Genomic DNA, 13,319 nt, shown 5'->3' on the forward strand with positions numbered 1-13,319 from the left:
CCTGTTCCCCGGCGCCCCGCGCCGCAGTCCGCTCAACCCGCTCCATGCTCGTTCCGCAAGCGAATCTTATCGATTTTTCCGGTCGGCGCCAGCGGCATGGCGGCGAGCCGCACCACCGCATCGGGAATCCACCAGGGCGCGACACGCCCCGCGAGCGGCGCGAGCAGCGCGGCGTCGTCGATCTCCTCGCCGCCGCGCATCTCGACCAGCAGCACCGGGCGCTCGCCCCATTTGGCGTCCTGCCGCCCGATCACGGCGGCGAGCGACACCTGCGGCAAGGCCCCGACCACCGCCTCGATCTCGGCGGGGTTGATCCATTCGCCACCAGACTTGATCAGATCCTTGGCGCGGCCGGTGATGATCAGATTGCCGCGCGCGTCGATGCGCGCGAGGTCGCCGGTCGGGAACCAGCCCTCGGCATCGGTCGCGGGCGCCTCCTGGCCGAAATAGCGGTCGACTACCGACGCGCCGCGTACGTACAAATGTCCCTCGCCGCCGCGCTGTTCGGGAAGCGGCGTGCCGCCTGCATCGGTCAGCCGCAGGTCGACGCCGATCGCCGGCCGCCCCGACACCGCCGCGCTGCGTTGCGGATCGTCGGGCGGCGCGATGACGCCGAGCGGCGACAATTCGGTCATGCCCCAGCTCGTCTGGATGGTGACGCCGAGCCGGCTTTCGAGCCGCTCCATCAGCGCGGGCGCCATCGGCGCGCCGCCGACGATGAGGCGTTTGAGCGTCGGCAGTTCGCCACCCACCGCCTCGAGATGTTCGACCAGCCCCAGCCAAACCGTCGGCACCCCGACCCCGATCGTCACCCCCTCGGCGGCGATCAACCGCGCGAGGCTGGCGCCGTCGGCCTGACGACCCGGCAGCACCAGCTTGCCGCCGACCGCAGGGAGCGCAAAGGGCAGCCCCCAGGCATTGGCGTGGAACATCGGTACCACCGCGAGCACCGCGTCGCGGCTGGTGAAGGCCATGACATCGGCCTGCAGGCTGCGCAGCGTGTGCAGAAAGCTGCCGCGATGCGTGTAGGTCACGCCCTTCGGCGCGCCGGTGGTGCCCGAGGTGAAGCAGAGTCCGGCGGGTGCCGTCTCGGCGAAATCGCCCCAGACGGCGCCACCTGGCGCGTCAGCGATCAGGCTTTCGAGTTTGGTTACCGGGACGTTCGCGCCGCCCTCGCCTGCCGGGCCATCGATCAGCAAGATGCGCTCGATCGCCGGCGCGCGCTCGGCGATCAGCTTGGCCAGCGGTAGCAGGTCGGCGCTTGCGACGAGAATCTTCGCGCCCGACTGCACCGCCATCGATGCGAGCTGCGGCCCGGTGAGGCGCGGGTTGAGCGTGTGGCACACCGCCCCCATGCCCATCACCGCAAACCAGAGCTCGACATGCGCCGAGCTGTTCCACGCCAGCGTCGCGACGCGGTCGCCCTGCCCGATCCCGACACCATCGAGCAGCGACGAGATCGCCAGACTGCGGGTGCGGAGCGCGGCGTAAGTGACACGACCGATGCTGCCGTCGTCGCGCGCGCTCACCACCTCGGCCTCGCCATGCCAGCGCGCGGCATGGTCGAGGAAGCGGTTCAGCGTCAGCGGATAATCCTGCATGCTCCCGTCGATCATGGACAGTCGGCGCCCTTCGCGAGCACCGGCGACAATATGCCGGTGTTCCAGTTCCACGGCAGGTTGCCCGCGGCGCGGCGGCGGCACATCGCCGCCTCGTGCAGCGCATACATGCCGGGCATCAGCCTCGCGCCGGGGCGCGGCACATCGGCGAAAGCGAGGAAGGCGGCGTCCTGGCCATAGGGCCGCCAGACCGCCTGCCCCGCCGCCTCGGGCTTGCCGGTCTTCGCAAAGGACACCCAATAATCGCCCATCGCGGCGGCAAAGCGCTTTTCGGCGACCGTGTCGGGGATTTTCGGCCAATAGGGCGGCGTGTCGGTCGCGGTGCCGAACACATAAGGGATTTCGGCGGCGTGGAAGCCGTGCAGCCCCGCCTCGCTCGTCGCCGGATAGCCATGGTCGAACAAATAGAGATAGGCGTTCTGGCCGAGCGCACTCTGCTTGACCGCGAGCCGCTCGGACGTCCAGCCATAGAGCGCGTCGCGCGTGGTCGCGATCACCGCTTCGTTCAGGTCCTTGGCGGGATAGAGCTTGAGCCAGCCATCGGCGAGATCGCCATAACGCTCGCGGATCGCCGCCTCATAGACCGCAGCACTCGCGGGCGCCGGCGGCGCGAGCATACGCAGCGAGCGGATTTCGCCGATGTTGAATCCCGCGATCATCGGCACCGGCGCCTGCTCGCCGCGGTCGAAACTGTCGACGAGTTGGCGCGGCAGAATCTTGCCGTCGATGGTGCCCCAGGGGAAATAGCCCGCCTTGAGCGCGCCGTCGTTGAGCGTGGTCGCATCCATCGCGCGCAGCGCCGCGACGTCGGTGGCGCCGAGCGCCGCAGCGACCTTGGCCCCCATGGTCTCGGCCGGGATTTCGCCGTGCTGCGCCCCGCGGAGCGACGGGGTCGAGATCATATAGGCGCTCTGCGCGATGGCCTTGTGAAAGAGGCCGCGCGCTTTGGGCGCGGTCATCAGATACATCACGCTGAGCGCGCCCGCGGACTCGCCCGCGATCGTGACATTGTTCGCGTCGCCGCCAAAGGCGCCGATATTGGCCTTCACCCATCCGAGCGCCGCGATCTGGTCGAGCAGGCCGTAATTGCCCGACACGCCGTCGGGCGATTCCTTGCTGAGGTCGGGATGCGCCATATAGCCGAGCGCGCCGAGCCGATAGTTGATCGACACGATAATCGCGCCGCGCGCGGCGAGCTTCGCGCCGTCGTACATCGCCTCATGGCTGTAGCCGTTGGTCAGCGCGCCGCCGTGGATCCACACGATCACCGGCGCGTCCTTGGCCGCCTCGGGCGCCCAGATGTTGAGCGTCAGACAGTCTTCAGAGGCCTTGGCAGGCGGGTTGGTATAGATGCCGATCGCGGTCGGGCGCGGCTGGATGCACGCCGCGCCGAAGCTCTGCGCCTTGCGCACCCCCTGCCACGCGGGCAGCGCGACCGGCGGCTTCCAGCGCAGCGGGCCGACCGGCGGCTGGGCGAAGGGGATGCCCTTGAATATCCGGACCTTGCCTACCGCCTTGCCCTCGACCGATCCGGCGGGGGCGTCGACCACCGGCGCGGCGGCGACGGCGGGCGTCGCCACCAGCATCGCGGCGGCGAGCAGCGTAGTTGTCTTTTTCATGCCGAAGCCTCCTCGCGGCGCAGCCGCCGTGCGAGCCAGAGAAAGAGAGCGATGGCGACCAGATAGAAGGGCGTCAGCGTGTAGAGCGCGGTCTGCAGCCCGTGCGCGTCGCCCTGCGCCTTGAACCAGTCGCTTGCGAAACCGACCCATGTCGGCCCGAGTCCCAGCCCGATGAAGTTCATGATGAGGAGCAGCAGCGCGCCGGCCAGCACGCGCTGGTTCGGCTTCACTTCCTCCTGCACCAGCGCGACCGATGCCGAGAGATAGAAATAGTTGAAGACCATCACGACGCTGAGCAGCGCGAGCGCCAACGGCCAGCCCGGTGCCCAGACGAAGCCGATATAGAAAGGCATCGCGACGACCAGCGACAGCGCCGGAGCGATCGCATAGCCGGCGCGCGACTTCTTCACCATGCGATCGATCACCCGCCCCGACACGATCATCCCGCCACCCATGCCGACCAGCAGCACCAGCGCGTACCAGATCGCGACATCGCCCAGTTCCATGCCCTTTTCGCGCATCAGGAACAGCACCGCGAAATTGCCGAGGCCGTAAGTCACGAACTGCGTCGCGCCGCTACCGAGCGCCGCGAGCATCAGGATGGGGTGCGACAGGAACATGCGCACCGTCGGCCAGAACTCCGCCTTCTCGTCCGCAGGCGAACTCGAAACCAGCGCCGCAACATCGGTCGCCCCGCGTTTTGGCTCGCTCACTGTCAGCCACACGACCAGCGCGGTGACGATGCCGATGACGCCGACCGCGATGAAGGGGATGCGCCAGCCGAAATGCTCGGCGATCGCCGCGCCGAACGCCACCCCCGCCGCAGCACCGATCGCCGGGCCGAGGTTGAAGATGCCCAGCGCCGCGGCCCGCTTGCCCGGCGGATAGGTGTCGGTGATGATCGCATAGGAGGGCGGCACGCCGCCCGCCTCGCCAAAGCCGACGACCATGCGCGCGATCGCGAGCTGGGTATAATTGGCCGCCATCCCGCACGCGACGGTCGCACCGCTCCACACCGCGCAGGCGAGCGACAGCACCCCGACGCGGCTGGTCCTGTCGGCGAACCAGCCGACCGGGATCGCGATGAAGCAATAGAACATCGCGAAATAGAGACCGCTGATCAGCCCGAGCTGGCCGTCGCTGATCTGGAGCGCATCCTGGATCGGCTTGGCGAGGATCGACAGCAGCTGGCGGTCGAGGAAGTTCAGCACATAGACGAAGCAGAGCATCCCCAGCACGAAGCCGGGCTGCGCGGCCGGCTTCGTGGCGGTGGACGGGAGCGTGCCGGTCGCCACGGCTTAGAGACTGTAGCCGAGACGAATGCCGAAGGTGCGCGGCCGCATCGTGCCGAAGCGGCTGTTCAGGAACGCCTCGGGATGGATGTAGGTGATCGAATGATCGTCGAAGAGATTTTCGACATAGAGCTGCGCCGACACATCGCCCTTCTTGAGCCCGAGGCTCAGGTTGACGTTGCTGTAGGCGTCGGTCTTGCCGAAAGTGGAGAGCGGTACGTTCGGCGCCCCCGGGGTATTCGGGAAGCTGCTGTTGTACGACCCGATATGCTGCGCATTGACCGCCAGCATCGCATCGACGTCCGACCCGATCTTGAAGTTATAGCTCATATAGGCCGACCCCTGGATCCGCGGCGCCGACAGCCTGTGCCCGAGCACCGCACCCGAAATCGCCGCCTCGGCGGGCGAGAGCTTGGTGATCTTGCTGTCGTTATAGGCGCCGTTGAAGCCGATCGACACCCCGGTCGCGGGGATCACGGCGACCTCGAACTCGAAGCCCTTGCTCTGCGCCGCGCCGATGTTGGTCGCGAACTGCACCGAGTCCGACACGCGGTTCGCCTGCGCCTGGATATTGCTCCAGTCGATCAGGTAAAAGGCGGTGTTGATCGACACGCGCCCGCCGAGCCAGCGGCCCTTGGCTCCGACCTCATAGCTTTTCAGGCTGTCCGACGTTGCGCCGAAAGGGATGATGATGTCGTTGGGATCGACGATACTCGCCCGGCCGGCAAAGGCGTTGACAATCGGCGCACGGAAACCGGTCGAAAAGGTCGCATAGGTGGTGAGGTTCTCGCTCGGCTTAAACGTCGCGCTCGCTTTCCACGACGGCTTTGATCCCTTCGCCTTGACTCCAGTGACCGCGTCATATGCGGGAAAATAGTTGAAGGCGACGTTGCGGATGTTGCCCAGCGCCACCGAGAAATAATTGAGGTCCAACGGCGGGTTGGGCGCCGGGAGAGGGATGCGCACAAAGGCGAGGTACCCACCCGCCTCGGTAAAGCCCTGCGCCGAGGTCTCGCCGTAACGCATGCCGCCCGTCAGCCAGAACTTGTCCGAGAAGCGATAGGTCAGCTCGCCAAAGCCCGCGAGTTCCTTGCTGAGCGAATGCGTATATTGCTTCTGATAATATTTGTCGGGCAACCCAGTGTAGTTGCGTTCTGCCAGGAAGGCCAAGCTCGAGCGGTAGAAATAATCGACGTCGCGGCGGCGATCGAGATAGAAGCCGCCGACCACGAACTGGAACGGGCCGTCGAGCGTCGAGGCAAGCCGCGTTTCCTGCACGAACACCTTGTCATAGCCATCGGCGTCGAGGCCGAAGGCAATCGGCGCGCCCGGGAACGAGCCGGGCTGAAAGGTGCCGGCGAGGTCGACGTAGAAACGCTGCTCGAAATCCGAATAGGTTGACGAACTGGTGAGTTTGGCGAAATCGAACTCATAGTCGATCGTCGCGTTCGCAATCAGCTGCTTGCCGGTGAAGCGGTCGGGCTCGTCCGACACGCGCTTGTTGCGCCCCAGCGACGGGCTGGTCAGCGAGCTGTCCTTGGGGTTGCTATATTCGTAGCTGCCGAGCAGCTTGATCGACAACCGGTCGGTCGGTTTCCACAGCAGGGTCGCGCGACCGCCATAATCGATCAGCGTGTTCGAATTCTTCACGCCGGTCCCGACATTGTCGAGATAGCCTTCCTCGTCGCGGTAAAAACCGACGACGCGCAGCGCCAGCTTGTCTTCGACCAGCGGCACGTTGACCATCGCGTTATAGCGCTGGCGAACGCTGTCCGATCCGGTCAGCCCGAGATCGACCAGCGCGGCGGTGTCGAAATCGTTAAGGTCGGGGCTTTTCTGCAGGATGCGCATCGCGCCCGACAGCGAACCCGATCCGAACAACGTCCCCTGCGGCCCGCGCAGGAATTCGACGCGCTCGACGTCGAACAGATTGGGATCGACGACAGTGGTGTTACCGATCGTCGAGACCGGCAGTTCGTCGATATAGATGGCGACCGAGCTCTGCAGGTTGGCGTTATAGCCGTTGGTCGCGATGCCGCGTGCGGTGAAATTGTTGAAGTTCGCGGTCGGCTTGTTGAGCACGACGCCCGGCGTCTCGCGCCCGATGCCCTCATAACCGACGATGCCCTTTTCGGTCAGCTCTTCCTGCGAATAGGCCGAGATGCTGAGCGGCACGTCCTGGATGCGTTCGGCGCGGCGTGTGGCGGTGACGATGATCGACCCGTCGTCGCCATCCGGCTCCTCGGCCTGCGGGGCGGTGCCCCCGGCATCCTGCGCCACGGCGATGGTCGGAACGGTGAACAGCGCGCCCGCGCACACGGACGCCAAGAAAATTGCCCTCATCATATCTCTCCCAGCATGCGCCGATCGGGTGTCGGCGTCGGGACGTTTATGCCGAGACTTCACGGATGAGTCAATATTCACTCTCTCGTGTGTGAATGTTGTGGGAAGGGACGAATTATGCGTAAAGTTTGGCAGAAATCATAGGCTATGAGTCGAACTACCCTCACCCTTCCCACCGGCTTTGCCGGCGGGCCCCCTCCCTCTCCCGGCGGGAGAGGGAGGGAGGCGCGAAGCGCCGGAAGGGTGAGGGTAAACGAATCAGGCGGGCCGAATTCAGTGGTCCGCAGCCCCCGCGGCGCCGATACCGGTTTCGGCGCGGACGCGCTGCGCCGGGTAACCCGCCCGGTCGACCGCCGCGCGCCCGCTCTTGTCGGCGAGCGAGACGAGCCAGATCGCGAGGAACGCCGCGGGCATCGAGAAGATCGTCGGCGAACTGTACGGAAAGACCGGGTCGGCATGGCCGAGCACCGCGACCCAGATCGCCGGCGACAATATCGTCAGCACCAGCGCCAGCAGCACCCCGACGAAGCCGCCGACGACGACGCCGCGCGTCGTGCAGCCATCCCACAGCAGCGACATCACCAGCACCGGGAAATTGCCCGACGCGGCGAGCGCGAAGGCAAGGCTGACCATGAAGGCGACATTCTGCTTCTCGAATGCGATACCGAGCAGGATTGCGAGGATCGCGAGCACCGGAACGGTGTAGCGCGACACCTTGAGCTCGTCGGCCGAATTCGCCTGCCCCTTCTTGACGATCGACGCATAGATGTCGTGCGACACCGCCGACGCCCCCGACAGCGTCAGCCCCGCGACCACCGCGAGGATCGTCGCAAAGGCGACCGCGCTGACGATGCCGAGGAAGATATCGCCGCCGATCGCCGAGGCGAGATGAATCGCCGCCATGTTTCCTCCGCCGCGCAGAGAGCCGTCTGGCATCAGATAGTCGGGGTTCGACGCGACGAAGGTAATCGCGCCGAAGCCGATGATGAAGGTCAGGATATAGAAATAGCCGATCCAGCCCGTGGCCCACAGCACCGACTTGCGCGCTTGCTTCGCGTCGGGAACGGTGAAGAAGCGCATCAGGATATGCGGCAGGCCCGCGGTGCCGAACATCAGCGCCATGCCGAAGCTGATCGCCGACAGCGGGTCCTTGATGAAGCCGCCCGGCCCCATGATCGACAGGCCCTTCGCTGCCGCGTCCGCGGGCGTCGCACCCGCCGAGGCGGCAAGCCCGGTCTTCACCTCGACCGCCTTGGCGAACAGCGCCTCAGGCGAGAAGCCGAAGTTCCACAGCACCGCGAACGCCATGAAGCTCGCGCAGCCGAGCAGCATCACCGCCTTGATGATCTGGACCCAGGTCGTCGCGATCATGCCGCCGAACAGCACATAGCAGGTCATCAGCGCGCCAACGATCAGCACCGCATAGGTATAGGGCAAGCCGAACAGCAATTTGATCAACTGCCCCGCGCCGACCATCTGCGCGATGAGATAGAAGAGCACGACCGCGAGGGTGCTGAACGCCGCGAACAGCCGCACCGGGGTCTGCGCGAAGCGGAAGCTGACGACGTCGGCGAAGGTGTAACGGCCGAGATTGCGCAGCCGCTCGGCGAGCAGGAAAAGCAGGATCGGCCAGCCGACGAGGAAGCCCGTCGAATAGATCAGCCCGTCATAGCCGTCGGCGAAAATCTGCGCCGAAATGCCGAGGAAGGAGGCGGCCGACATATAGTCGCCGGCGATCGCGAGGCCGTTCTGGAACCCCGTGATGCCGCCGCCCGCGGTGTAGAAATCGGACGCGGTACGCACGCGCCCCGCCGCCCAGCGCGTGATGCCGAGGGTCGCGAGCACGAAGGCGGAGAACATCAGGATCGCCGGCCAGTTCGCCGCCTGCTGCTCGGTCTGGCCGGTCAGCGCGTCGGCCGCCGCGATCGCGGGCCAGCCGAGCGCGAGCAGGATCAGCGCAGTGCGGGTGATCGGAAAGCGGCTCATGCGCCATAATCCCGGCGCAGCGCATCGAGGTCGCGATCGAATATCTTGTTGGCACGGCGCACATAGAGCGCAGTGAGCAAGATGCCCGCGACGATCACTCCGAGTCCGAGCGGAATGCCGAGCGAGGTCACGCCGCTCCCCAGCGGGCGCGCGAGGATATGCGGTTCAAACGCGATCAGCAGGATATAGCCGAAATAAATGACCAGCATGACGATCGTCAGCCGCCAGCCGAAGCGCGACCGCGTCGTCACCAGCCGTTGATAGCGTTCGTCCTGCTCAATATCGCGCGTCGCGGCGGCGGCTTGTGCCCCCTGCCCCTCTCCCCGTTGTTCCAAACCGTGTCTCCCGTTTGTTGCAACAGCTATGCGGTGATTGGCGGGCAAACCCAAGCGCTTATTCGGGCCGCCATTCCGAGGGCAGGACCCCGTCCGCTCCGAACAACGCCGTCATCGCATCGGGACCTGCCACGGCTTCGCGCAGCCGATCGGCGAGCGGGTCGTCGATCGGGAAAGCACCACCGCGCAAAAAGGCGATCCACGCATCGATCGCCGCGAGAAGCGACGGACAGCGCGCGCCGCGCCGCTGGTGCCAGGCGAGCGTTTCGAGCCAGCGCTGCGGGATCTTCTGGCTGCCGTCCATCGCGATCTGGATCAGCCGGTGGTCGAGCGCGGGGTTGGCGAAGCGGTCGAGCAGCGCATCGGCATAGACGGACAAATCCTGCCCCGGCGCGGCGTCGATCGTCGGCGCCGCCTCGTCGCGCATCAGGCTTTCGATGACCGGCCGGATCGCGCGATCGGCGATCGCCTGATGCACATAGGCGTGGCCGCGCCCGAGGCCGATATAGGCAAGCGCCGAATGCGCGCCGTTGAGCAGGCGCAGCTTCGCGGTTTCATAGGGCGCGACATCGGCGACAAGCTGCGCCCCGACCGCCTCCCAGCGCGGGCGCGGGCCGGCGAAATCATCCTCGATCACCCACTGGCTGAAACCCTCGGTGACCACCGCGCCCTCGTCGCGCACCCCGAGTTCGGCTGCGATCGTGGCGCGGTCGGCGTCGGTTGTCGCGGGGACGATGCGGTCGATCATCGTCGCGGGGCAGCGGCACGTCGCATCGAACCAGGCGGCCAGGTCGGAATGATAGGCTATCAGATACTCGCGCATCAGCCGTCGCAGCACCGCGCCGTTGTTCGCCAGATTGTCGCAGCTGAGCAGGGTCAGGCCGGGCAGTCCGGCCGCCTTGCGCTGGACCATTCCGGCGGCGACGAAGCGGTAGAGGCTCGATACGCCCATCGCCGCGGCGAGATCGAGCGCCCCATCGGCGCCACGCAAATAGCCCTTCTCGGTGACGGTGAAGCTAACGATATGCGTCGTCGGCGCGGCGATCGCGGCGATCACCGCCTGGCCGTCTTCGGCCGCGACGAGCACCTTCTGCACCGCACCGATCAGTCGCAGTTCGCTGCCCGCCGCGCTGCGCGTCGCGACCGAATAAAGCCCGCCCTGCGGATTGAGCTGCGCCGCGACATCGCCCGAGCGCAGCGACACGCCGACAATGCCCCAGTCGCGGTCGCCCGCACCCATCGCGTCGTCGGTGTAGAGCGCCTGATGCGCACGGTGAAAGGCGCCGATACCGATATGGACGATCCCCGGGGCCTGCGCGGCGCGGTCGTAACCCGGCACCCGCACCGACGCCGGGAGCGGCGTTTGCGCCGAAAGCCTCACAGCTTGTACGCGGCCTTGGCGAGATTGTAGCTGAGGTCGGTCGCGAGTTCGGCGGCCTCCCATTCTTCCATCCGGTGCTCGGCGACGAGTTGCGCCAGGAAACCGCAGTCGATACGCCGCGCGACGTCGTGGCGCGCCGGGATCGAGAGAAAGGCGCGGGTGTCGTCGTTGAAGCCGACCGTGTTGTAGAAACCCGCGGTCTCGGTGACCTGATTCCGGAACCGACGCATCCCCTCGGGACTGTCGTGGAACCACCAGGCGGGACCGAGCTTGAGCGCCGGATAATGGCCCGCCAGCGGCGCGAGTTCGCGCGCGTAGCTCGTCTCGTCGAGGGTGAAGAGGATGATCGTCAGCGCCGCCTCATTGCCATATTTGCCGAGCAACGGGCGCAGCGCATGGACATAATCGGTGCTCATCGGAATATCGGCGCCCTTGTCGCGCCCATAATGGTCGAACAGCCAGACATTGTGGTTGCGGAAGGCGCCGGGGTGGATCTGCATCACCAGCCCGTCGTCGAGGCTCATCCCCGCCATCACCGTCAGCATATGGGCGCGGAACAGCTCGGCGTCGGCGGCGCTCACCTCGCCGCGGGTGACGCGCGCGAACAGCGCCTCGGACTCGGTACGCGTCAGGTCGGCGGTCGCCGCGGTCGGATGGCCATGGTCGGTCGAGGTCGCGCCCATGCCGGCGAAAAAGGCCCGGCGCTTGCGGTGCGCGGCGATATAGCCCGCATAGCTGTACGCGTCCTCGCCGGTCAGGTCGGAGAAGCGCGCGAGGTTCGCGTAGAAACCTTCGAAGTCGGGGTCGACCACCGGGTCGGGGCGATAGGCGGTGATCACCCGCCCCGCCCATTCGCCGCTGTCGTTCGCGGCGCGGATCACGCCATGATGCTCGAGCGTGTCGAGCGGGTTTTCGGTGGTCGCGATCACCTCGATGCCGAAGCGGTCGAACAACGCGCGCGGGCGGAAGGCCCCGGTCGCCAGCGCCTCGGTGATCCGGTCGTAATAGAGGTCCGACGTGGCCGCCTCGAACTGCACTTCGATGCCGAACGCCTCGGCGAACACCCAGTCCATCCACATCCGCGACGGGGTGCCGCGGAACAGATGATAGCGCTCGGCGAACAGCCGCCAGCTTTCGCGCGGATCGGCAGCGGGGTTGCGAATGCCGAGCGCGTCGAGCGACACGCCCTGCGAATAGAGCATGCGAAACACATAATGATCGGGATGCAGCAGCAGCTCTGCGGCGTTGCCGAACGGCGCGTTGTCCGCGAACCAGCTGGGGTCGGTGTGTCCGTGCGGGCTGATGATCGGCAGCCCCGCGACCTCAGCATAGAGCCGCCGCGCGATATCGCGCTGCCCCGGGTCCGACGGGAACAGGCGATCGGGGTTCAGGGCGAGCGGACGGGTCATGCGGGGGCAGCATCGCTTTCTACGGTCACCGGCGCAAGCTTGGGGCTGAGCAGGTGGATCGCCAGCACCGCGAGGAAATAGACGGTGGTGCACGCGGCGAAGATGAGCGTGTAGTTGCCGCCGGTCGCGTCGAGGACGAGGCCGGTCGATTTGGCCATGATCATGCCGCCGACGCCGCCCATGAACCCGCCGAGCCCGATCACCGACCCCACCGCGCGTTTCGGGAACATGTCGGGGGGGATCGACAGGATCGTCGACGAGAAGGCCTGATGCCCGGCGAGCGCGATGCCGATCAGCACCACGGCGAGCCACATATTTTCGAGGCCGGTGACGAACAGCAGCGGCAGGACGCAGAATCCCGCGCCCAGCATCGTGACCTTGCGCGCGAAATTGACGCTATGTCCCTGCTGAATCAGCTTCGACGAGGTCCAGCCTCCGACGATGCTGCCGACGTCGGACAGCAGATACATGATGATCATCGGCAGCAGGACGACCTTCAGGTCGACATTGTAGGTCGTGCTGAAATATTTGGGCAGCCAGAACAGCATCAGGAACCACACCGGGTCGGTCAGGAATTTGCCGACCGCAAAGGCCCAGGCTTCGCGCTTGGTGACGATCTTGCTCCAGCCGAGGCGTTCGATCTTCTCGGGCGGGTCATGCTCGATCCACGCAAGTTCGGCTTCGCTGACCTTGCCGCTCTCGCGCGGATTGCTGTACAGCCAGAGCCACAGGACGAGCAGGATCGCGCCGAAAATACCGGTGTAGATGAAGGTCTGGCGCCAGTCGAAACCCATCCAGACCATGAACAGCCAGATGGTCGGGGCGGTCAGGATGACCCCGATCGTCGTCGCGCTGTTGACCCAGCCGATGGCATAGGCGCGCTCCTTCTGCGGAAACCATTCGCTCGATGCCCGCACGACCGAGGGGAAATGCCCGGCCTCGCCGACGCCGAGGATGACCCGCGCCATCATGAAGGAGACGACCGACGAGGCGAAGCCATGCGCGACATGGCCGATCGTCCAGATCGAAATCGCGATCGCATAGCCGACCTTCGGCCCGAAACGGTCGATCAGCCAGCCCATCAATAGGAAGCCCATCGCATAAGCCGCCTGGAAGGCGGTGACGATGTTGCCATAATCATTCTCGGACCAGCCGAGATCGTCGCCGAGCACGGGGGCGAGAAGCCCCAGCATCGTCCGGTCGATATAATTGACCGTCGTCGCGGCAAAAAGCAGCGCGATGATCAGCCAGCGGTACCGTCCGGCCCGGGGCACCGGCGACGCCGTACCTCCGTCCGCGATTGCCTGTGCCATGACTCTCTCCCGTTATCGGCTC

General features: G+C 66.2%; 9 protein-coding genes. All 9 read right to left on the bottom strand.

The features are described from left to right. Positions 1-32: 32 nt before the first annotated feature. Positions 33-1,616, bottom strand: a complete 1,584-nt coding sequence (locus EEB18_RS04080; RefSeq protein ID WP_187139370.1) for an AMP-binding protein — start codon at positions 1,614-1,616, stop codon at positions 33-35. Further along, the gene (locus EEB18_RS04085) at positions 1,613-3,238 is read right to left on the bottom strand and encodes a carboxylesterase/lipase family protein (protein WP_187139369.1); all 1,626 of its coding nucleotides are present in this window, start codon (positions 3,236-3,238) and stop codon (positions 1,613-1,615) included. The genes EEB18_RS04080 and EEB18_RS04085 overlap by 4 nt, the downstream gene beginning before the upstream one ends. Continuing rightward, positions 3,235-4,533: a spinster family MFS transporter gene (locus EEB18_RS04090; RefSeq protein WP_262408111.1), complete on the bottom strand. Its 1,299-nt coding sequence runs from the start codon at positions 4,531-4,533 to the stop codon at positions 3,235-3,237. The genes EEB18_RS04085 and EEB18_RS04090 overlap by 4 nt, the downstream gene beginning before the upstream one ends. A 3-nt stretch (positions 4,534-4,536) precedes the next feature. Next, complete coding sequence (locus EEB18_RS04095) at positions 4,537-6,873, bottom strand: TonB-dependent receptor (protein WP_187139368.1); 2,337 nt, start codon at positions 6,871-6,873, stop codon at positions 4,537-4,539. A 273-nt stretch (positions 6,874-7,146) separates the two neighbouring features. After that, positions 7,147-8,859 carry a cation acetate symporter gene (locus tag EEB18_RS04100; protein WP_187139367.1) on the bottom strand — a complete coding sequence of 571 codons (1,713 nt, stop codon included), beginning with the start codon at positions 8,857-8,859 and terminating at the stop codon, positions 7,147-7,149. Further along, positions 8,856-9,194 (bottom strand): DUF485 domain-containing protein, encoded by a 339-nt coding sequence (locus EEB18_RS04105; protein WP_262408112.1) that lies wholly within the window; start codon positions 9,192-9,194, stop codon positions 8,856-8,858. The genes EEB18_RS04100 and EEB18_RS04105 overlap by 4 nt, the downstream gene beginning before the upstream one ends. 58 nt (positions 9,195-9,252) lie before the next feature. After that, positions 9,253-10,575, bottom strand: coding sequence for a mannitol dehydrogenase family protein (locus EEB18_RS04110; protein ID WP_262408113.1), 1,323 nt, complete (start codon positions 10,573-10,575; stop codon positions 9,253-9,255). Next, on the bottom strand, positions 10,572-11,984 hold the full coding sequence (gene uxaC, locus EEB18_RS04115) for a glucuronate isomerase (protein ID WP_187139365.1): 1,413 nt from the start codon (positions 11,982-11,984) through the stop codon (positions 10,572-10,574). Before uxaC ends, EEB18_RS04110 begins: the two co-directional genes overlap by 4 nt. Beyond that, positions 11,981-13,297: an MFS transporter gene (locus tag EEB18_RS04120; protein WP_056349337.1), complete on the bottom strand. Its 1,317-nt coding sequence runs from the start codon at positions 13,295-13,297 to the stop codon at positions 11,981-11,983. The genes uxaC and EEB18_RS04120 overlap by 4 nt, the downstream gene beginning before the upstream one ends. Positions 13,298-13,319: the final 22 nt, after the last annotated feature.

This window comes from Sphingopyxis sp. OPL5 (assembly GCF_003797775.2).
GTDB lineage: Bacteria > Pseudomonadota > Alphaproteobacteria > Sphingomonadales > Sphingomonadaceae > Sphingopyxis.